17 protein-coding genes and 1 pseudogene are annotated in these 19805 nt (G+C 39.7%); 7 read left to right on the top strand and 11 right to left on the bottom strand.

Annotated features, from left to right (window positions below):
* Window positions 1–18: 18 nt before the first annotated feature.
* Window positions 19–678: pseudogene (locus tag EG365_RS09190) on the top strand (ATP-binding protein); the annotation flags it as partial.
* Between the two features lie 14 nt (window positions 679–692).
* Here EG365_RS09190 and EG365_RS09185 read toward each other — a convergent pair.
* Window positions 693–2126: a PLP-dependent aminotransferase family protein gene (locus tag EG365_RS09185; protein ID WP_000945958.1), complete on the bottom strand. Its 1434-nt coding sequence runs from the start codon at window positions 2124–2126 to the stop codon at window positions 693–695.
* 111 nt (window positions 2127–2237) lie between these two features.
* On the opposite strand from EG365_RS09185, the gene EG365_RS09180 reads away from it, so the two are divergent.
* The gene (locus tag EG365_RS09180) at window positions 2238–3014 is read left to right on the top strand and encodes an aldolase (protein ID WP_000845026.1); all 777 of its coding nucleotides are present in this window, start codon (window positions 2238–2240) and stop codon (window positions 3012–3014) included.
* Window positions 3015–3029: 15 nt separating this feature from the next.
* Window positions 3030–3908 carry a dihydrodipicolinate synthase family protein gene (locus tag EG365_RS09175; protein ID WP_000772971.1) on the top strand — a complete coding sequence of 293 codons (879 nt, stop codon included), beginning with the start codon at window positions 3030–3032 and terminating at the stop codon, window positions 3906–3908.
* A 42-nt stretch (window positions 3909–3950) separates the two neighbouring features.
* On the opposite strand, the gene EG365_RS09170 is transcribed toward EG365_RS09175, so the two are convergent.
* Window positions 3951–4763 carry a TorF family putative porin gene (locus EG365_RS09170; RefSeq protein ID WP_000975212.1) on the bottom strand — a complete coding sequence of 271 codons (813 nt, stop codon included), beginning with the start codon at window positions 4761–4763 and terminating at the stop codon, window positions 3951–3953.
* A 56-nt stretch (window positions 4764–4819) separates the two neighbouring features.
* On the bottom strand, window positions 4820–4990 hold the full coding sequence (locus tag EG365_RS19470) for a hypothetical protein (protein ID WP_000492275.1): 171 nt from the start codon (window positions 4988–4990) through the stop codon (window positions 4820–4822).
* Window positions 4991–5687: 697 nt separating this feature from the next.
* On the opposite strand from EG365_RS19470, the gene EG365_RS09165 reads away from it, so the two are divergent.
* Complete coding sequence (locus tag EG365_RS09165) at window positions 5688–7004, top strand: OprD family outer membrane porin (protein ID WP_000910004.1); 1317 nt, start codon at window positions 5688–5690, stop codon at window positions 7002–7004.
* A 106-nt stretch (window positions 7005–7110) separates the two neighbouring features.
* Here the strand turns inward: EG365_RS09165 and ppa are convergent, their stop codons facing one another.
* Both ppa and EG365_RS09155 read right to left on the bottom strand, forming a co-directional pair.
* Window positions 7111–7638 carry an inorganic diphosphatase gene (ppa, locus tag EG365_RS09160; protein WP_000122443.1) on the bottom strand — a complete coding sequence of 176 codons (528 nt, stop codon included), beginning with the start codon at window positions 7636–7638 and terminating at the stop codon, window positions 7111–7113.
* A gap of 127 nt (window positions 7639–7765) precedes the next feature.
* A complete protein-coding gene (locus EG365_RS09155; RefSeq protein ID WP_000546045.1) occupies window positions 7766–8164 on the bottom strand; it encodes an MAPEG family protein in 399 nt (132 codons plus the stop codon).
* A gap of 106 nt (window positions 8165–8270) precedes the next feature.
* Here EG365_RS09155 and EG365_RS09150 point away from each other — a divergent pair, with 106 nt between their 5' ends.
* Window positions 8271–8654, top strand: coding sequence for a hypothetical protein (locus EG365_RS09150; RefSeq protein WP_001187001.1), 384 nt, complete (start codon window positions 8271–8273; stop codon window positions 8652–8654).
* Window positions 8655–8692: 38 nt separating this feature from the next.
* Here EG365_RS09150 and EG365_RS09145 read toward each other — a convergent pair whose 3' ends face one another.
* The 6 genes from EG365_RS09145 to EG365_RS09120 form a co-directional block, all read right to left on the bottom strand.
* Window positions 8693–10372 carry a long-chain-fatty-acid--CoA ligase gene (locus EG365_RS09145; RefSeq protein ID WP_000411991.1) on the bottom strand — a complete coding sequence of 560 codons (1680 nt, stop codon included), beginning with the start codon at window positions 10370–10372 and terminating at the stop codon, window positions 8693–8695.
* A gap of 297 nt (window positions 10373–10669) precedes the next feature.
* Window positions 10670–12889, bottom strand: coding sequence for a DNA topoisomerase IV subunit A (gene parC / locus EG365_RS09140; RefSeq protein ID WP_000202252.1), 2220 nt, complete (start codon window positions 12887–12889; stop codon window positions 10670–10672).
* 153 nt (window positions 12890–13042) lie between these two features.
* Window positions 13043–14362, bottom strand: coding sequence for an MFS transporter (locus EG365_RS09135; protein WP_000366683.1), 1320 nt, complete (start codon window positions 14360–14362; stop codon window positions 13043–13045).
* An 82-nt stretch (window positions 14363–14444) separates the two neighbouring features.
* Window positions 14445–15089 carry a trimeric intracellular cation channel family protein gene (locus EG365_RS09130; protein WP_000927792.1) on the bottom strand — a complete coding sequence of 215 codons (645 nt, stop codon included), beginning with the start codon at window positions 15087–15089 and terminating at the stop codon, window positions 14445–14447.
* A gap of 45 nt (window positions 15090–15134) precedes the next feature.
* On the bottom strand, window positions 15135–15602 hold the full coding sequence (locus EG365_RS09125) for a YchJ family protein (RefSeq protein ID WP_000193994.1): 468 nt from the start codon (window positions 15600–15602) through the stop codon (window positions 15135–15137).
* Between the two features lie 71 nt (window positions 15603–15673).
* Window positions 15674–17266, bottom strand: coding sequence for a TerC family protein (locus tag EG365_RS09120; RefSeq protein ID WP_000575776.1), 1593 nt, complete (start codon window positions 17264–17266; stop codon window positions 15674–15676).
* 326 nt (window positions 17267–17592) lie between these two features.
* Here EG365_RS09120 and EG365_RS09115 point away from each other — a divergent pair, with 326 nt between their 5' ends.
* Window positions 17593–18216, top strand: coding sequence for a TIGR00730 family Rossman fold protein (locus EG365_RS09115; RefSeq protein ID WP_001089658.1), 624 nt, complete (start codon window positions 17593–17595; stop codon window positions 18214–18216).
* Between the two features lie 197 nt (window positions 18217–18413).
* Window positions 18414–19805 (top strand): multidrug transporter subunit MdtD, encoded by a 1392-nt coding sequence (gene mdtD, locus EG365_RS09110; RefSeq protein WP_000994596.1) that lies wholly within the window; start codon window positions 18414–18416, stop codon window positions 19803–19805.

Raw genomic sequence — 19805 nt, 5'->3', positions numbered from 1 at the left:
CTCTATTCTATTGCTGTAAATGACAGCGGTTCACACCCTAAACCGGGTGAAATTACTTTATCTCATTTAGGTGTTCTATTTTTAGATGAACTTCCCGAGTTTGACAGAAAGGTTCTAGAAGTCTTACGCCAACCGCTTGAGTCAAAAGAAATCATTATTTCACGTGCGGCTCGGCAAATTACTTATCCGGCGAACTTTCAGCTCATTGCAGCAATGAATCCTTGTCCATGTGGGTATGCATTTAATCAAGATAGCCGTTGTCAGTGTTCACCAGAAAGCATTAAACGCTATCAAAACCGCATATCGGGACCGTTACTCGACCGCATCGATTTACATATTGATGTACCGCCATTAAAAGCTCAAGAACTGCAAGACCCAACACCTGCAGAAGATTCTACCACTGTACGACAACGTGTGATTTATGCTTATGAACAACAAATGCAAAGACAGGATTGTTTGAATCAGGCGCTCTCACCCAAACAACTGGAACAACATGCTGTTCTCGATAGTACTTCACAGCGAATGATTGAAATGGCTCAGCAACGTTTAAATTTATCTGCTCGTGCTTATCATCGTGTTTTACGGGTTGCTCGTACTATTGCCGATTTGGCCCAAAGTGAGGTCATTCAAAGTCCTCATCTTACAGAAGCACTCTCTTATCGAGGTAATCACTCTTAAAATAAAACAGCGGATTATAAGTCCGCTGTTCTTTTATTAAGAGCTTCATTTAAGGTCTCAATTAGAGAGGTGATTTCTTTCTCTGATAAAGCTGCAAAACCAAAGCGGATACTACAATTAGGATATTCTTTCTGTTTAAACTTCTGCTCTGTATCAATGTTGAGTTCTTTTAGCTTTATGAGCTGATTTTGAGTAAATGATTTCTGAAATTTTACCCACAAAGCCATTCCACCCGCGGGCGGTTGTATCTGAATACTCTCAGCAAAAACTCTTTGAAACTCAGCTAACGCATGGTCTCGACGTAACTGATAAATCTTTTTCATTTTACGGATGTGTCGCTTGATTTCCCCTCGTTGCATTAAATCGGCTAAAGCGAGTTCCGTAATATTATTGCCCTGCCGATCAATCAATAAAATATCTTCAGTAATGGTTTGAATGATAGTTGGAGCTGCCACGATGTAACCTAACCGAATACCGGGTGCAAAAACTTTAGACAATGAACCTACATGAATAACCAACTCAGAATGAGGCAAACTTGCTAAGGGTGGCATAGGCCGGCTGTCATAGTGAAATTCGTGGTCATAGTCATCTTCAATAATGTAAAACCCCCATTTTTTTGAAAGTTCTAAGAGTTGAAGACGGCGGCTCATTGTCATGGTAACGGTTGTAGGGTACTGATGATGTGGGGTTGTATAAATTGCTGCAACCGAGTGTTCTTTTAAAATCCGTTCGAGATCTTCAATAACAATACCTTGTTCATCTAATTTGACAGAAACCACTTGAAAGCCATTTGACTGGAATGCTTTAAAAGCAGATGGGTAATATAATTCCTCAACGACGATGACACCCTGCCGATTGGGTAATGCACGAGAGGCAAGAAAAATTCCCATCTGGCTTCCACGTACAACACAGATCTCATCTTCGGCAACATTCATGAAACGTTCCATCGACAACATTTGTTTTAAAGCCTGCCTTAGTTCAGCCATACCACGTGGGTCACCATATCCCATGTACTGGTTTTGAGTAATTTTAATGAGTGCGTGCCGATAGGCCCTCGAAAACAATTCATAAGGAATAAGCCTCGGATCTGGCACACCATCGTTATGGGGCCGCTGAGCAACTTGTTGAATTATTGGTTTATCACTAACTTTTCGATCAGCTCTTGGCTCTATTTGAGGCTTTTTTTCCGGTAAAACATCTGCCACAAATGTGCCTTTTCGAGGCCGAGTCACAAGCCAACCTTGAGCCTCCAATTCTTCATAAACTGCTTGTACCGTTTTTCGATTAATTCCTAATTCTTTTGACAGGATGCGAGACCCCGGCAGCATAGTGCCCTGTACTAAACGGCCACTCAAAATTTCCTGACTAATCAAGTTGGTCAGTTTTAGAAAAACCGTTTTTTCTTCTCTTTCATCAATGCGGAAATGTATTTGCCAAGGTCTTAGCATATTCGCCCCATCTGGACCATATAACTTATAAAAACTGGATGTATTGATCCATCCAGTTGTTTTTTATTCTGCCTTCACCTACTTAATTTGGTCAACTGGACTGGAGAAGAGATGAAGACTGCTTCTGTAAACAAACACGACTTGATGCAACACGCACAGCAAGACATGCAAAAGTGGATTAGCGACTTAGATTTAACAGACCGTCAAAAGCTTGCACTGACTTGCCGTATTTTATTTGATCATGGGCATGACGCTGGTTTAGCGGGTCAAATTACATGCCGTAGTGAAAATAAAGAAACCTTTATTACTCAACGTTTCGGTTTAGGTTTTGATGAAATTACTGCTTCAAACTTGCTTGAGGTGAATCAGGACTTAGAACCCATCAATCAAGAAGGCATGGCAAACCCAGCCAACCGTTTCCACACATGGATTTATAAAGAACACCCAGAGGTGAACTGTATTATCCATACGCATCCTACCTATGTAGCGGCCCTGTCGATGCTACAGATTCCACTTATGATTTCCCAAATGGACGTCTGCGCACTTTACGAAGATTGCTCATTTGTAGGCCATTGGCCGGGTGTTCCTGTAGGCAACGAAGAAGGTATTTTGATTTCTTCTGCTCTGGGTAAAAACCGCGCTGTTTTGTTGTCTCACCACGGTCAACTGGTCACAGGAAAAACTATCGAAGAAGCCTGTAACTTGGCTCTTTTAATTGAACGCGCAGCTCAACTGCAACTTTTAGCCATGTCTGCCGGACAAATCCAGCCTATCCCCCACGCTTTGGCAGCAGAAGCCCATGATTGGGTGTCTACTGATAAACGCAACAAAGTGAACTTTGCTTACTACGCACGTAAAGCTTTGAAAAAACATTCTGACTGTATTTAAAAAGAGACCTCGACCATGAAATTAAACGGCATTATTGGCTACCCTGTTACTCCCTTTTCTGATGACAATAACATCAATCTTCCTGTTCTAAAACAAATGCTGGATTTGCTTATTGAAAATGGCTGCGACGCGATTGCACCTTTAGGCAGTACAGGTGAAAGCGCTTATCTTGAATGGGATGAATGGTGCTTAGTCGCGAAAACTTCAATTGAAAGCATTAATAAGCGCGTGCCTGTCATTATTGGAATTTCAGAACTCACGACTAATCAAGCCATCAAAAAAGCTCAAATCGCGCAAAGCTATGGTGCAGATGCACTTATGGTGATTCCTGTATCTTATTGGAAGCTAACAGACCAAGAGATTTTTGAATATTATCAAGCAATTGCCCAAGCAACGACTTTACCAATTATGATTTATAACAACCCCGCGACCAGTGGTGTTGATATGTCTCCTGAATTAATCGTGCGCATGTTTAATAACATTGCAAATATTATGATGGTAAAAGAAAGCAGCGGCGATATTCAGCGCATGCATAAAATTTATGAGCTATCAAAAGGTGAACTTCCGTTTTATAACGGCTGTAACCCTCTAGCTTTAGAAGCTTTATGCGCAGGGGCAAGCGGTTGGTGTACAGCAGCACCCAATCTGTTAGGTCAACGACCTCAACAGCTCATTGAATATGTAAAAAATGGTGAATTGGAACAGGCCCAGAAGTCATTTTATCAGCAACTTCCTCTACTACGCTTTATTGTAAAGGGTGGTCTGCCTAAAACGATTAAAGCTGGTTTACAACTAAAAGGTGTCGCTGCGGGTACACCACGCAAGCCGTTGACCAAAGCCACGGATATTGAGCTTAACCAGTTAAAACAACTACTTTCTGAAATAGAAAACTAATAAAAAAGCGGGTTTATTGACCCGCTTTTTTAAAACCCCAACTTAGAATGTTTTAGTTAAACTAAACACTAAACCTGTGTCATAAGGTTTTTTCTGAGCATCAGTCATGCCAGAAGTACTAATATCTGTACCGACAACATCTAGCTCAGCAACAATACCCAAGATGTTATAGTTTACGCCGACTTTATAATCAATATAGCTATCATCTTCACCAGGTCCACCTGCAACTACAAGTAAAGAATCTTTATTTTTAAGCTTGTTATAACCAACTGAAGCAAGTCCAGTAAATCCGGTGTCTGCAATTGGTGCCGAATAACCCACGTTAAAATACCAGAACTCGTCAGAGTGGCCCCAGTAATCGTTAGAATAATTCACGCCCACACTGAGTGCATCACCTTTAAATAAAGAATCTGCAAACGTTAATTTTCCATAAAACTCGGTAAAGTCAAAACCAGTGTCCCCATTGTATGGATTAGTGAATTTTGAGTCAGAGCCAATGTAACCATAACGGATCACACCAACATCATAAGTCGGTGCAAGTGTATCTGACAGTTTTAAGGTGTTGGTATAACCTAACGAGATATCAGTTTCAGTTGAAACACCAGGTGTATTAAAGTCTACGCTTGACCCCCAAAGCGCAACATAAGCACCTGACTTATGAGAGAAAGTGAAGCCACCTTGAATAGCTGGATTATTTGAAGACTGCGTAATACCACGGAAGCGATAATCTGTGGTTGCTGCCACACTACCAGTTGCGGTGATGCCGTAAAAAGATGGAGCATCTTCAGCCATAACCATGGTTGAACCTGCCGTGAGTACGCCGAATGTTACTGCTTTAAGTGCAAACTTCATCATTTTGATCTCCCCCACAATGAACGCACGATTTATATGACTTAAACAAATTTTGTTACTTAAGCTTTAGCAATTGCTGTGCCAAGTTCATATTTGGTATCGCTACACTTCATTAATTTAGAGACTAAAAAACTTATATAACGCGAAAAATAAAAATCTTCCAAATAATTATCTTTATATATAACAATAAAGTATGAACATTTTGTTTGCGTAAAATATAAAGAAAACATGAGAAAACACCTTATCGGAAATAAACAAGCCGAGATCGGTAGTATTGAATGGTAGGGCGTAAAGTCTCTATTTCATTTCTATATAAAGAGATAAAAACTCCATAAATTTATTAGTACAGAGCCTCTTTATTTAACCCTTATTTTTATTTATGAACCATTTTGGGCTTTTTCCGCACAAAAATATAAATGAAAAACAAATTGCACAAATTTCATGCAAATTATCGCACTAAATTTGATCGATAGAGTCTAGGATTTTTCTGACATCGCTTTCGTCTCTGTTTTAAACAATTTTTTGATATAAAAATGTTATAAAGTAACAATATAGAGTGAGATTACTAAAAATTGCTCAAGAAAATTGCTTAAGAAGAGATTAAAAAGTAAACATATCAAACAAAAAAGAGTAAAAATTGAACACAAAAATCAAGTATTTTTAAAATTTTCACATAAGAAAAAATGGTAAAATTCAACTAAAAAATAAATTACTTTTTTTATTTTAAACAATAAATTAACTATAAAAATCTAAAAATAAATCTAGTTAAACTTCCCTACCACATTAATCAAATCCTGCATAGCATATATAAAATAAAATGAACAAAAATATATCTTTTTTATAGATTACTTATACAATTGATGGAAATCCTAGGCCCTGAACAATAACAAGGCACAGGATTTATCGTTTTTATGAGGTTCTTTAAATATGCTAAAAGCACAAAAACTTACATTAGCAGTTCTCATTTCTGCGGCAATAATTTCCTCAGCTCAGGCAAGCGAGCAAAGTGAGGCAAAAGGATTTGTTGAAGATGCGAACGGTTCTATTCTCTTCCGTACAGGTTACATCAGCCGTGACAAAAAACAGGGCGCGAAAGATACCAGCTCAGTTGCTCAATCAGCAATTGTAAGTATCGAATCTGGCTTTACCCCTGGTATCGTTGGTTTCGGTGTAGGCGTTGTTGGTGATGGATCATTTAAAATTGGCGAAAACAAAAACGCTGGAAACCAAATGATTCCAAAACACAACGATGGTTCAGCTTACGACCACTGGGCTCGTGGTGGTGGCAGCGTTAAGGCACGTTTCTCGAATACAACAGTACGTTACGGTACTCAAGTACTCGACTTACCAGTCCTTGCAAGTAATACAGGACGTATGGTTCCTGAATACTTCACAGGTACTTTATTAACTAGCCATGAAATCAAGAACCTTGAGGTTGTTGCTGGTAAATTTACTAAAGACCAAATGTCTGACCAAATCAATACCGATGCGGATGCTTCTGGCAGAGGTCTTGACCGTGCAATTGTTTGGGGTGCTAAATATAAGTTTAATGATAACTTAAATGCATCTTATTATGGCTTAGACAGCAAAAATGCTCTTGAACGCCATTATGCTAATGTTAACTTTAAACAACCTTTAGCAAATGACAGTTCATTAACTTATGATTTTAGTGGATACCATACTAAGTTTGATGCAAATGCACACACTTATTCAGCAACTGGAACTGTAGCACCAAATTATGCTGCGGATGGTATAGCTGGCGAAGAAAAGACCAATAATATTTGGGCTATTTCAGGTACTTATGCGACTGGTCCACATAGTGTGATGTTAGCATATCAACAAAACACTGGTAATGTTGGTTACGACTATGGCCAAAATGCTGATGGTTTCCAAAGTATTTATTTGCCAAACTCTTATATGTCTGATTTCATCGGTAACCACGAGAAATCTGCTCAAATTCAATACAATGTTGATTTTGGCAAGTTAGGTGTATTACCTGGTTTAAACTGGACCACTGCATTTGTATATGGTTGGGACATCAAGGTTAGAAATGTAACTGATGATGCTCAAGAACGCGAATTCTTTAACCAAGTGAAATACACAGTTCAAAGTGGTTTTGCTAAAGATGCAAGCCTTCGTATTCGTAACTCTTACTACCGTGCAAGTGATGCTTACCAAGGCGCTTACATCGGTGATACCAATGAATGGCGTATTTTCTTAGATATTCCTGTGAAATTATTCTAATTCACAGATTTATCAAGCATAAAAAAAACTACCTCTGGTCACACAGGTAGGTTTTTTATTAAGCCCAGAATATCAATTGCGACGCTCTAGGCTTAAAAATTAGAGCTTATTTTTTAGCAGCTTCGATTGCTTTCAATACTTCCGCTTTAGCAACGTCAGCACCTTCCCAACCGCTGATTTTCACCCATTTGCCTGGTTCTAAATCTTTATAGTGGCTGAAGAAATGCTCAACTTGGCTAATCAACAATGGAGGAAGATCTGTATATTCCTGAACATCTTTGTAAAGCGGAGATAATTTTTCGTGTGGAACAGCGATTAATTTCGCGTCGATACCACCGTCGTCTTCCATGTTTAATTTGCCCACTGGGCGGCAACGAATTACAGAACCGGCAGCAACAGGATGTGGAGTTACAACAAGTACGTCTAATGGGTCACCATCTTCAGACAAAGTATTTGGTACATAACCGTAGTTTGCTGGATAGAACATTGCTGTACCCATGAAACGGTCTACAAACAATGCATCAGAGTCTTTGTCAATTTCATATTTAATTGGCGCTGCATTTGCAGGAATTTCAATGATGACATAGATGTCATTTGGTGCATCTTTACCTGCTGGGATATTGCTGTAACTCATATCAATACTCTTTCGTTATGAAGTCAGATGTAAAATCCACTCGATTATAACGTGGATATCATCAAAATGATGCCGATTATACAATGCGCACACGCGAAAGTTGATATGAATGGTGACAGAATGACACTCAAGTCAACTTAATTGTCACGATCAACAAGAATATTGGGCATAACAATGATAAAAACCAGACAATAGAGCGTAAAGTTGCCCAATTGCTTAAGTAACAAATGCCATAAATCACACGTAAAATAATATAGGCCCAGCCCAATCTTAAAATAAAGTATTCAGGAACCACCATATATTCAGCCATCAAAATAGCTGTTAAAAATAAAGGTAAGCTTTCAAAACTGTTTTGTTGTACTGCATTTGCCCGAGCAGCAATACCCTTTGTATTAGCAAGAAAATCTCTTGGGTTCTGATTATCGACGGGCTGAAAACCACCGGTAAATTTTGCAATCACGGTAAATGCGTATGGCAGCAAACATGCCACTAAAATAATATAGATAATGCTGCTGATGCCGTGCATAGTGCCATCCATCACTGAAAATACTGTTGATCATGCTATCATAACTCATCGTTTTTACCTGAAATTTTATGCAACCGCATGTCATCACTGATTTATAGGGCTATGTATGCAACAACCTGATCAAAAAGAATTATTCGAGGTCTTAGAAAAGCAAAAGAAGAACCAGCTTCAGGTAGATCGTATATTCAAAATTGTATTACCGATCGTCGCTTTTTTATTAAGTGTAATTTGTGCGAATTTTAATTGGCAATCTACACTGGGTACCTTCGTGATCTTAACAGTGACCTTTATTGCTGTGGGTGTCAAAAGACTTCCTTTGTGGCACTGGCTCATTGTGATTACCATATATTGTCTTGTAGATAATTACCTCAGTTATGGTCAACTTGATGTAACTCACTTACGTCTACAACTCGGTACCATGTTAGTTTTTGTCGGTATGGTCGGAATTGGTCGCCCTTATGTAGATCGTTGGTTTATGAAAAACCATTAAAATAAAAAAAGCGCCTTACGGCGCTTTTTTATTCATCATTACGCAGGCTTACGTAAATCTTTACGTAAAATTTTGCCTACATTTGATTTTGGTAATTCATCCATAAACTCAACATAACGAGGGCGTTTATAGCCTGTTAAGTTTTCTTTAGCAAAGTTCAAAACTTCTTCTGTAGTTAAGCTTGGATCTTTTTTCACAATAAAGAGTTTTGGCACTTCACCTGATTTTTCATCTGGAACACCAATTGCAGCAACTTCCAATACTTTTGGATGTTTAGCAATCACTTCTTCAATTTCACTTGGATAAACGTTAAAGCCAGAAACCAAAATCATATCTTTTTTACGGTCTACAATTTTGACGTATCCACGGCTGTCCATTACACCAATGTCACCGGTACGGAAGAAACCATCTGCTGTCATGACTTTAGCAGTCTCATCTGGACGGTTCCAATAGCCTTTCATTACTTGAGGACCACGAATTGAGATTTCCCCTTGTTCACCTAAAGGTACTTCTTTTCCGTCATCATCTAAAATTGCAACCTCAGTTAACGGTAATGGAATACCAATGGTGCCACTAAATTCAGTAGATGCAGGTGGATTCGCAGTTGCAACTGGTGAAGTTTCTGATAAGCCATAACCTTCAATAATAGTTGTACCAGTAATTTTCTTCCAAGCTTCTGCTGTAGATGGAAGAACTGCCATACCACCGCCCATCGCCATTTTTAAGTTGCTATGGTCAAGTTGCTTGAACTCTTCATTATTCACCAAGGCATTAAATAATGTATTTACTGCAGGGAAGAAAGAAGGTTGATATTTACGTAATTCCTTAATCACAGCCGGTAAGTCACGCGGGTTCGGAATTAAGATATTTGCCTGCCCTTTGTACATACCGTACATCGCACAAACCATGAACGCAAAAATATGGTAAAGCGGTAATGCACAAACAATACGATCGCCTTTAGCACCATCGTTTGCACCGAATTTGCTTTGGAAAATACCATCACACTGTAAAAGGTTGGCAACCAAATTGCGGTGAGTCAGCTCAGCACCTTTTGAAACACCCGTTGTACCACCGGTATATTGAAGCACGGCAGTATCACTTAAAGTTAAAGTCGGGCGTTTATAATTGCTTGGATTTTCTTTATTTAATGCACTGTTAAATTTAACATGCCCAGGAATATTCCAAGCTGGAATTTGTTTACGGACTTTACGTAAAACAAAGTTCACCAAAGTACCTTTCAGTGTACCTAGCATATCTCCGACAGAAGCAACAACTACATGCTTCACTGGAGTTTTACCCAAAATGCTTTGGTAAACACTTGCAAAGTTCTCGATAATAACGAGCACTTCTGCACCTGAGTCATTTAACTGATGCTCAAGTTCACGCGCAGTATATAGTGGGTTAACATTCACTAAAACCAAGCCTGCACGTAAGACTGCCAATGCCACTACAGGATACTGCAGCACGTTTGGCATCATTACTGCCACACGCGTACCTTTTGCTAACCCCAAATTTTGCAAATAGGTCGCGAACTTACGGCTTGCAAGCTCCAACTCGTTAAATGACATGGCTTTATCCATAAAGATAAAGGCATCACGAGAACCAAATTTTTGGAAATTACGCTCAAAAATATCAACAAGTGAGGTATTTTCTGCAGGCAATGCTACTGTTTCTGGAATCCCTGTCTTTTGGTATTCTGCAAACCAAATCTTTTCCATAATGCCATTATCTCCGATTCGTAATCCTTAGTAATAACTGTTATTCAATGCCCCAGCTATTCTTTAGCTTCTTGGTGCCAGAACATATTTAAAACTTATTGGCACATTCATAACACTTTCGAACAAGATTATGAGACAGAAGTTTTGACAATTTAAGCCTGCCAAATTTTTTGCATGGAGTACAAATTACGTACTCCAAATTGCTGCCCTTTTAATCATTATTCAATACCAACAAGTTCAGTTCATTGCTTGAACATGTTGCCATATATAGCGTATTTATGTTGCCAGACGCTAGCTTTATCTCTGAATCAACAGTTTATTTGCTTTTTGATATCCACGTGGTAAGAGCTGACCTTTCGAAGCACGTTTACCCATGTATTTTTGTAGATCATCACCTTTTAATTTGAGATGTTGTTGACCTGCAACCACCTGAATTATTTCATCTAAGTTCAGGGTTGTCATGGATAAAATTTGCTCTTTTCCTTCAAGTTGTATCAACTTATTACCTTTACCTTTATTTAAATTTGGTAGTTCTGCCAAATCTAAAATTAACAAACGCCCTGCTGAGCTCAGTACAGCCAGATGCGTCATGTTTTGGGCAGAAATGAGTGGTAAAGCCTTTGCCTTATCCGGAACCGTTAAGAATGTCTTACCGGCTTTCGCATTGGTATCTAATTGCTTGGTTTGCGTTTTAAAACCATAACCTGCCGAACTTGCAGCAATCAATTCAGACTCATCATCATCTAAATAAACCTGAATAAACGATACGCCACTTGCTGGTGATAATTTAGAACTTAATGGATCCCCCAAGCCTCTCGCTGAAGGTAAGTTACTAATTGGCAAGGCATAGCTGCGCCCTGTTTCATCAAGGAAGTAAACTCGCTGATTGGTTTTCCCGACAGCATGACTTAAATATTGGTCCCCAGCACGGTAGTTCAGATTTTCAGCATCCACATCCGCACCTTTTGCCGCACGAACCCAGCCTGCTTCAGACAACACGACTGTTACCGTTTCGGCTGGCATTAAATCCTGTTCTTTAATTTGAACCGCTTCAGCACGTGCAACAATTGGAGAACGGCGCTCATCACCGAACTTTTTCGCATCTTCTTTTAATTCGCCAATAATCAAATTTTTTAAAGATTCAGGATTTTCGAGTTGTTCACGAATAATGGCAGCTTTCGCGGAAAGCTCATCTTGTTCATGACGAATTTCCATCTCTTCAAGCTTTGCCAAATGACGTAATTTAAGCTCTAAAATCGCCTCGGCCTGTATCTCATCAATATTAAAGTGTTCCATCAAGACTGGCTTAGGCTGGTCTTCTTCACGAATAATACGAATGACTGTATCAATATCGAGATAAGCAATTAAAAGACCTGCCAAAATATGCAGGCGCTTTTCAATACGGTTTAAATGGTACTGCAAACGACGAGTTACCGTTTTTTTACGGATCTCAATCCATTCCAGCAAAATACGACGAATTGATTTCACCTGAGGACGGCCATCTTCGCCAATCATGTTTAAATTGACACGATAGCTTGATTCTAAATCGGTGGTCGCAAATAAGTGACTCATCACTGCTTCCGCATCAATACGGTTAGAGCGCAGTACAATCACGAGTCGTGTCGGGTTTTCATGATCCGACTCATCACGCACATCGACGACTAATGGCAGCTTTTTAGCCTGCATCTGGTCAGCAATTTGAGTAATTACCTTAGAACCAGAGACTTGATATGGCAGCTCAGTAATTACGATTTCATTTTTCTCAATGGTATATACCGCTCGCATACGGTAACTGCCACGACCAGTGGTCTGGATTTTGAGTAATTCTTCTGGCGGGGTAATAATTTCAGCTTTGGTTGGTAAATCCGGAGCTGGAATATATTCAGCTAATTTTTCGTCCGAGGTTTGCGGATTACGGATTAAAGCAATTGTGCCTTTTACAACTTCACGCAAATTATGTGGCGGGATATCAGTTGCCATCCCGACAGCAATACCTGTCGTACCATTAAGAAGAATATTAGGTACACGTGCAGGTAAAGTGATCGGTTCTTTTAAAGAACCATCAAAGTTATCTTGCCATTCGCTAGTGCCCTGACCTAATTCGCTCAGCAATAATTCACTATAAGCCGAGAGTTTGGCTTCGGTATAACGCATCGCAGCAAAAGATTTAGGATCATCTGGTGAACCCCAGTTCCCCTGACCTTCGATTAAAGGATAGCGGTAACTAAATGGCTGAGCCATGAGTACCATGGCTTCATAACATGCCAAGTCACCATGTGGGTGGTATTTACCAAGTACATCACCCACTGTACGCGCTGATTTTTTTGGCTTGCCACTGCTTTTTAAGCCTAGCTCGCTCATAGCATAGACAATACGGCGCTGTACGGGCTTTAAGCCATCACTGATATGCGGCAATGCACGGTCCATAATGACGTACATGGCATAATTCAAGTAAGCCTGTTCAGTAAATTCGGCTACAGAGCGGTTTTCTGTCGCATGATGCGCAAGGCTGGTCATAGTCAGCTTATCTTCCAAATCAGTCGTTATTTTAAGTGTGTATTATGCTAAGTGGGCTATGTTACAGACACAAGGGGGACTCTGTCACCTGAGCGTCAAATTGTGTCTTATCTCTCTATATTTTTAGTTACTTGCTATAAAGTTAGGCAAAAACTATAGCCCAATTGACTCTAGCCTTTTACCTTGAGTCTCTTCACCTAATATCAAAATCACTAAAGCTACGGCAAGTAAAACCACAGTAAACATCATAAAAACGTGATTAAAGCCGTTTTTAGCAACCATCATATGTGTCACGACCATTGGCGCGACAATTCCACCGATACGCCCCATTGCCGATGCCCAGCCTGACCCGAAAGCCCGAATATTGGCCGGATATTGTTCTGGTGTATAGGTATATAACACTCCCCATGCACCCAAATTAAAGAATGACATGAGACAGCCCCAGAACATAATGCTATTTACACTGTCGGCTTGTCCAAAGAAATATGCCGACAAAGCACAAAAACCGATAAATGCGGCAAGTGTAATTTTTCGACCTAAACGCTCGACAAACCAAGCAGCCGCCAAGTAGCCCGGTAACTGCGCCAAAATCATAAGCAATACATATTCAAATGATTTGACAATGTCATAGCCTTGTTTCACCAATAAACTCGGCAACCACGTAAAGATGCCGTAATAGGAATACACAATGCCAAACCAGATTAGCCAGAGCATTAAACTTCTACGAGCAAATTGACCACTCCAGAGCTGTTTAAATGAAACTTTTTGTCGCATCGCCACAGGCACGACTTCAATATGGTGAACAATTTGCACACATGCTTCGGTTTCTAGTTTTTGTACCAGTGCATGTGCTTCTTCAATACGACCACGGTTAATCAAATACGGTATCGACTCAGGAACTTTTTTCCAAATCACTAAAATATAAATAAGTGGAAGTCCACCTATAAGAAAGGCAATATGCCAGCCAAATTTAGGAATAATAAAATAAGAAATGAGCGCAGCAACCAACCAGCCTAATCCCCAAAAACTTTCAAGTAGAACGATAAATCTTCCACGAACATGAGCAGGCACATATTCACTGACCAGCGTGACTGCTACAGGTAATTGACCACCTAGCCCCAACCCAACAATAAACCGAAAAATTAATAGCCACTTTAGATCAGGGGCAAAAGCACATAACGCAGTCGCAATACTATAAATTGCCATTGTCATCGCAAAGACAGTTTTACGGCCAAAACGATCTGCCAAGGCACCAGAACAAACTGCGCCTATAGCCATGCCTACAAAGCCAATACTGACAATCCAACCGCTTTCAGCAGGTGTTAATGACCAGTCTTTAACAAGGGTTGTCATAATAAAAGCGATAATGCCGGTATCCATCGCATCAAACATCCAGCCTAAACCCACTACCCATAAAAGCGTGTAGTGAAATTTGCCAATTGGAAGATTTTGTATACGTGAAACCAGATCCATAGGATTAACTCTACTGGAAAGAATAAGTGGACAAGACCATATATAGAATTGTTATATCATGCCCACATGAAATTCTGCATGATTAATGTTCGTCGGTTGAAGAAGCCGACTCTGCATCATCATCTTTATAAATAAATTTAGGCATTTCCAAACCAAAATAAATGGCAATTAAACGAAGCGTAAAACCGAATACTAAGGTTGAAATAACGGTAAGTTCTAAACTCAAACCTAAGTCTAGACAGACCCAATAGCAAATGACTGCAACAAAAGAAATACTAGCATACAGCTCACGGCGGAAAACAAACGGGACGTCGTTACATAAGATGTCACGTAAAATACCACCCGAAACTCCCGTTAAAACGCCTGCTACCGCCGACACAACAAAGCCATGTCCCATTTGTAAGGCAATCTGACAACCAATGATGGTAAATCCAATTAGGCCTAAAGCATCGAGCACCAAGAAAATGTTATGTAAATGACGCATCCATTTAGCAATAACGATGGTAACAAATGCAGCACAACACGTTAAAACTAAATATTCAGGATGTTTTACCCACGTTAAAGGATAGTGTCCAAGTAGTACATCACGTACAGAGCCACCACCCAAGGCCGTCACACAGGCAATTAGTACAACACCGAACCAGTCCATACTCCGTCGCCCAGCAGACAATGCACCAGTCATGGCTTCGGCAGTAATCGCAATAATATAAATAACGGTGAGTAACATTGCCCTTTCCCTCAGGCCAAACGGTGGGCGTATTTTAAGATAAAGTTATAGGAATTGTGCACAGCATTGCTTAAATTTTTTTCCTGAACCACATATACAAGGTTGTTTCATGGTGACCTGCATATCGACCGTCGGATCAAGGAAAAACCATTGTTGCTGATGAAATACAAAATGTGAAACTTCATGATGAATTTGAGCGCTTTTACCATCATGATAATGGGCCTTGAACTCCACCTGTGCATGGGTTTTATCTAATTTTTCGTTGGCATTAACCACCTCTAAACCCAACCATTGATTTTGTTTGCTCCATTCCGCAATAGCCTCTTTATCAAGAGCAGTTTGCTGACCTAAAGCCGTCGTTTGCACAATATAATCAATTTCCTGCAATGCAAATGCACTATAACGTGAACGCATAAGCTGCTCTGCCGTGAGTGCTTTTGCTGTGCCTAAATGTAAAGGCTCACAACATTCTGCATAGCTGCCTTTTCCGCATGGACAAGTTTGTTGGGTCATTTGGTACTTCTCAAATAAAAAATAGCTCAAAGTTGAGCTATTTTATGATGTTTCTAAATCTGACACACAATTTAATCTTTCGATTCATCTTGTTCGATAGAAACAATATGAACTTTCTCGATTTTATGGCCTTCCATGGTTACAACTTCAAAGCGATAACCATCCGCTTCAACAGTTTCACCATTTTCAGGTAAACGACCTAAATGGAATAATAAATAACCCGATAAAGTAGAATATTGTTCACTTTCATCAACTAAGTCACGACCAAGTAAAAGCGATACATGACGAATATCGGTTGAACCTTCAAGTATTAACGATCCATCTTCCAAACTTTCTGCTGCTGCATCTAGTTCGTCTTCATCCGGGAACTCACCCGCAATTGCTTCTAAAATATCAATTGGTGTGGCAATACCTTCAATTGAACCATATTCATTTAGAACAATCGCCATTTGTAAAGGAGCCTGACGTAATTGCTCCATCACCATAAGCACTTGAGCATTTTCATGCACAATAACTGGCTCACGTAAGTGCTTTTGAAAATCGATAACGCCTGTTTCAATAAAGCCATTTAAAACTTTATGTGTAAGCGCAATACCTTCAATATTATCAAGTTCACCACGAGCAACAATTAAACGTGAATGTGTCATCGACATTAAACGTTCTTTTAAAACTTCTGGTTCTTCGTCTAAATCAATCCATTCAAGCTCAGGTCTTGGTGTCATCACTGACTTTACTGGACGTTCAGATAAACCAAGTACGCCTTGTACAAGCACACTATGGTAAGCGCCATTTTCTTCATCAAAGACTTCATCAGCAAAAGCTTGAGTTGCCAATACATCTTCTTTATCAGCCGTTTGAGCGTCTGCAGTAGAACCGCTATTTTTACTGCCTAACATACGTAAAACCGCAGAAGCTGTGCGATAACGTAAATCTGTAGTAGTCACTAGCTTCTCTTGGTTGCGACGCATGGTTTGGTTGATCATTTCGACTAAAATCGAGAAACCAATCGCAGCATATAAATAACCCTTCGGAATATGGAAACCAAAACCTTCCACCACCAAAGAGAAACCAATCATCATCAAGAAGCCAAGACATAGAATAACCACTGTTGGGTGTTTATTGACAAAGTCCATGAGGGGTCTTGAAGCCCACAGCATAATACCCACAGCAATCACAACAGCAACCATCATGACTGACAGCTCTTTCACCATACCTACAGCAGTAATTACGCTGTCTAATGAGAATACGGCATCAAGTACAACAATCTGAACGATGACCATCCAGAACGCAGCATGAACAGGATTATCTTCTTTATGAAGTTGTTTACCTTCCATCCGCTCATGCAATTCCATGGTGCCTTTAAAGAGCAAGAACACACCACCGAACAATAAAATCAAATCACGGCCAGAGAATGGATGGCTAAAAATATGGAAAAGTGGTTGGGTGAGTGTCACGACCCAAGCAATTGAAGCTAAGAGGATAAGACGCATTCCCAAAGCGAGTATTAAACCCACTATACGTGCCTTAGTACGTTGTTCTGGTGGCAGCTTTTCAGCCAAAATGGCAATAAAGACGAGGTTATCGATCCCTAGTACGATTTCAAGAACAATTAATGTCGCTAGGCCTACCCAAGCAGACGGATCAGACATCCATTCAAAGATCATTGATCCTGCTCCTGTGCTGGGTGGATTTTATCTTTATTGGGCAACGCAAAAGGCATGCCTAGACAAAGGGGGAATAATGTTTTTTTAGGACAAGAAATTAAAACGGAGCGACTACAACCACTACCCATATTTGTTCATATGTTGTTAAACGAATTTTCAGTATAGGCAAGATTTAACATAAATTCATCATTTTTATTTGATCATTATATGTATTCACCAAACCCATACAAAACATGAATCTTTCCTATAAAACTGCTTATAAAGTTGTCATATTTTTTGCTTAGTGTAGACAAGAAATATGAACGTGATAAGGTGAAAATAAAGCAATGAATAGCGTATTAACAATGGCAGTAAATGATTCACCAATAACATCTGTAAAAACAACACAACCTCTTATTGCATTATATTGTGGCTCACGAGCAGGAAATAACCCGATTTATCGCGAAAAGGCAATTGAATTAGCCAGCGGAATTGCTGAACAAGGTTTTGGTTTGGTGTACGGCGGTGCCAGTATTGGTTTAATGGGACAAGTCGCAGAAAGCGTACTTGCACATGGTGGAGAAGCTGTAGGGGTCATTCCTGAATTTATGCTTGATTATGAAGTGGCGCATGCAGGACTGACCGAACTCCATGTGGTAGAAACCATGCATGAGCGTAAAGCCATGATGGCAGAGCGCGCGAGTGCTTTTATCGCGCTACCTGGCGGTTTAGGAACATTCGAAGAAATTTTGGAAATTGCGACTTGGGGTCAACTCAACCAGCACCAAAAACCCATGATTTTATATAACGTAAATGGTTTTTATAATGCGTTAATTGCTCAGTTAGACCATGCTGTACAAGAAGGCTTCCTTCCTCTTCAGCATCGAGCTAAATTAATTGTATGTGAAGAAATCGACCAAATTTATAACGTCATTAAAAACTTAAAAATGCCAAAGAGATTTGTTGTTTAAGCTCTCTACCTCAACAAAAAAGCGGATTCTTCCGCTTTTTTTATTTTATCTATTTATACTCATTCACTTGAAAGTCCGGTTATATAGCTGCTCTAAATAATAGAAGTTAAACTTACAAAGCGTTTATTCAACATTGACTTACTTTTTTTAAATTCAATTTGTTTTACACTAGACGAAAACGTTAATTTTCAAATGTTATGAATGCCACGCCAACCCATCAAGCCTTGCAACCCGAATATCGCCTATTGGTTCTTTTGGTTTCCATTGGCTTTTTTATGCAGGCATTAGATACAACAATTGTAAATACTGCCATTCCTGCAATGGCACACCATTTAAATGAAGATCCATTACGTATGCATAGCGTAGTGGTGGCTTATGTTTTATCTGTAGCTGCCTGCATTCCTTTAAGTGGATGGTTGGCTGACCGCTTTGGTGTTAGAAATACGTTTTTATCAGCAATCATTATTTTCACGCTTGCTTCCTTAGGTTGTGGTCTTTCTCAAAGCCTAAATCAGCTTTTATTTTTCCGTGTCATTCAGGGTATTGGGGGGGCGTTATTACTCCCTGTTGGTCGTTTATCACTTTTAAAAATTATTCCCCGAACTCAGTTTTTAGCTGCCATGAGCCTTATGAGTCTGGCAGGTTTACTTGGTCCTTTGGCAGGTCCAACACTCGGTGGTTGGCTCGTTGAAGTTGCAACGTGGCATTGGATCTTTCTTATTAATATTCCAATGGGAGTATTGGGCATATTAATGACATTAAAGGTCATGCCAAATGTAAAAGAGCCTACCGTTAAAACATTTGACCTTATTGGGTTTGTGCTCTTAGTCGTCGCAATGATTGGCTGGTCTTTGGGTATTGAACATCTTGCCTCACCTGAATATTCCAAATGGTTTAGTATTTCTTTATTAGTGGTCGGGGTAGTCGCAACCCTTTGGTATGCCTACCATTCACATACCCATCAAAATGCATTGTTCCGCAGCCGACTCTTTAGAAACAAGATTTACGCGATTGGTATTTTAGGTAATTTCTTTGCCCGCTTTGGTGGTAATGCCTTACCTTTTGTTTTACCGCTCATGCTACAGGTCGCTTTTGGTTTTGAGCCATTCATTGCGGGATTAATGATGATTCCGCTAGTGTTAGGGTCGCTTTTCTCCAAGCCGATTGTTAGACCGATTATTCAGAAAATGGGTTATCGCCGCTTTCTGTTAATTAACACAACTTTAGTTGGTCTATGTATTGCTTCTTTTGCCATTATGACTGTCGACACCCCAACTTGGTTTAGAGCCTTACACTTTTTCTTATTTGGTACATTAAACTCATTACAATTTGTGGGAATGAATACACTTACCTTAAAAGATTTGCCTCAACAAGATGCAAGTAGCGGTAATAGTTTCTTATCAATGATTATGATGCTTTCAATGAGTATTGGTGTTGCACTGGCAGGTACCCTCATTAATTTATTTACCGATTACTATGGTACAGCACATGTAACCACTGCATTCCATGTCACCCTCATTTGTTTAGGTTGTATTAATATCATTACCGCACTGATCTTTTGGCAAATTCCAAAAAATACGCCTGTGTAA

It is taken from the genome of Acinetobacter sp. FDAARGOS_494, assembly GCF_003812225.1.
Classification (GTDB): Bacteria; Pseudomonadota; Gammaproteobacteria; order Pseudomonadales; family Moraxellaceae; genus Acinetobacter; species Acinetobacter baumannii.
This window is presented reverse-complemented; position numbering and strand designations above follow the sequence as displayed.

Coding starts and splice junctions, on each gene's coding strand:
- EG365_RS09185 (WP_000945958.1), bottom strand. CDS start 2,126: ATGCTAAGACCTTGGCAAATACATTTCCGCATTGATGAAAGAGAAGAA.
- EG365_RS09180 (WP_000845026.1), top strand. CDS start 2,238: ATGAAGACTGCTTCTGTAAACAAACACGACTTGATGCAACACGCACAG.
- EG365_RS09175 (WP_000772971.1), top strand. CDS start 3,030: ATGAAATTAAACGGCATTATTGGCTACCCTGTTACTCCCTTTTCTGAT.
- EG365_RS09170 (WP_000975212.1), bottom strand. CDS start 4,763: ATGATGAAGTTTGCACTTAAAGCAGTAACATTCGGCGTACTCACGGCA.
- EG365_RS19470 (WP_000492275.1), bottom strand. CDS start 4,990: ATGTTTTCTTTATATTTTACGCAAACAAAATGTTCATACTTTATTGTT.
- EG365_RS09165 (WP_000910004.1), top strand. CDS start 5,688: ATGCTAAAAGCACAAAAACTTACATTAGCAGTTCTCATTTCTGCGGCA.
- ppa (WP_000122443.1), bottom strand. CDS start 7,638: ATGAGTTACAGCAATATCCCAGCAGGTAAAGATGCACCAAATGACATC.
- EG365_RS09155 (WP_000546045.1), bottom strand. CDS start 8,164: ATGCACGGCATCAGCAGCATTATCTATATTATTTTAGTGGCATGTTTG.
- EG365_RS09150 (WP_001187001.1), top strand. CDS start 8,271: ATGCAACAACCTGATCAAAAAGAATTATTCGAGGTCTTAGAAAAGCAA.
- EG365_RS09145 (WP_000411991.1), bottom strand. CDS start 10,372: ATGGAAAAGATTTGGTTTGCAGAATACCAAAAGACAGGGATTCCAGAA.
- parC (WP_000202252.1), bottom strand. CDS start 12,889: ATGACCAGCCTTGCGCATCATGCGACAGAAAACCGCTCTGTAGCCGAA.
- EG365_RS09135 (WP_000366683.1), bottom strand. CDS start 14,362: ATGGATCTGGTTTCACGTATACAAAATCTTCCAATTGGCAAATTTCAC.
- EG365_RS09130 (WP_000927792.1), bottom strand. CDS start 15,089: ATGTTACTCACCGTTATTTATATTATTGCGATTACTGCCGAAGCCATG.
- EG365_RS09125 (WP_000193994.1), bottom strand. CDS start 15,602: ATGACCCAACAAACTTGTCCATGCGGAAAAGGCAGCTATGCAGAATGT.
- EG365_RS09120 (WP_000575776.1), bottom strand. CDS start 17,266: ATGATCTTTGAATGGATGTCTGATCCGTCTGCTTGGGTAGGCCTAGCG.
- EG365_RS09115 (WP_001089658.1), top strand. CDS start 17,593: ATGAATAGCGTATTAACAATGGCAGTAAATGATTCACCAATAACATCT.
- mdtD (WP_000994596.1), top strand. CDS start 18,414: ATGAATGCCACGCCAACCCATCAAGCCTTGCAACCCGAATATCGCCTA.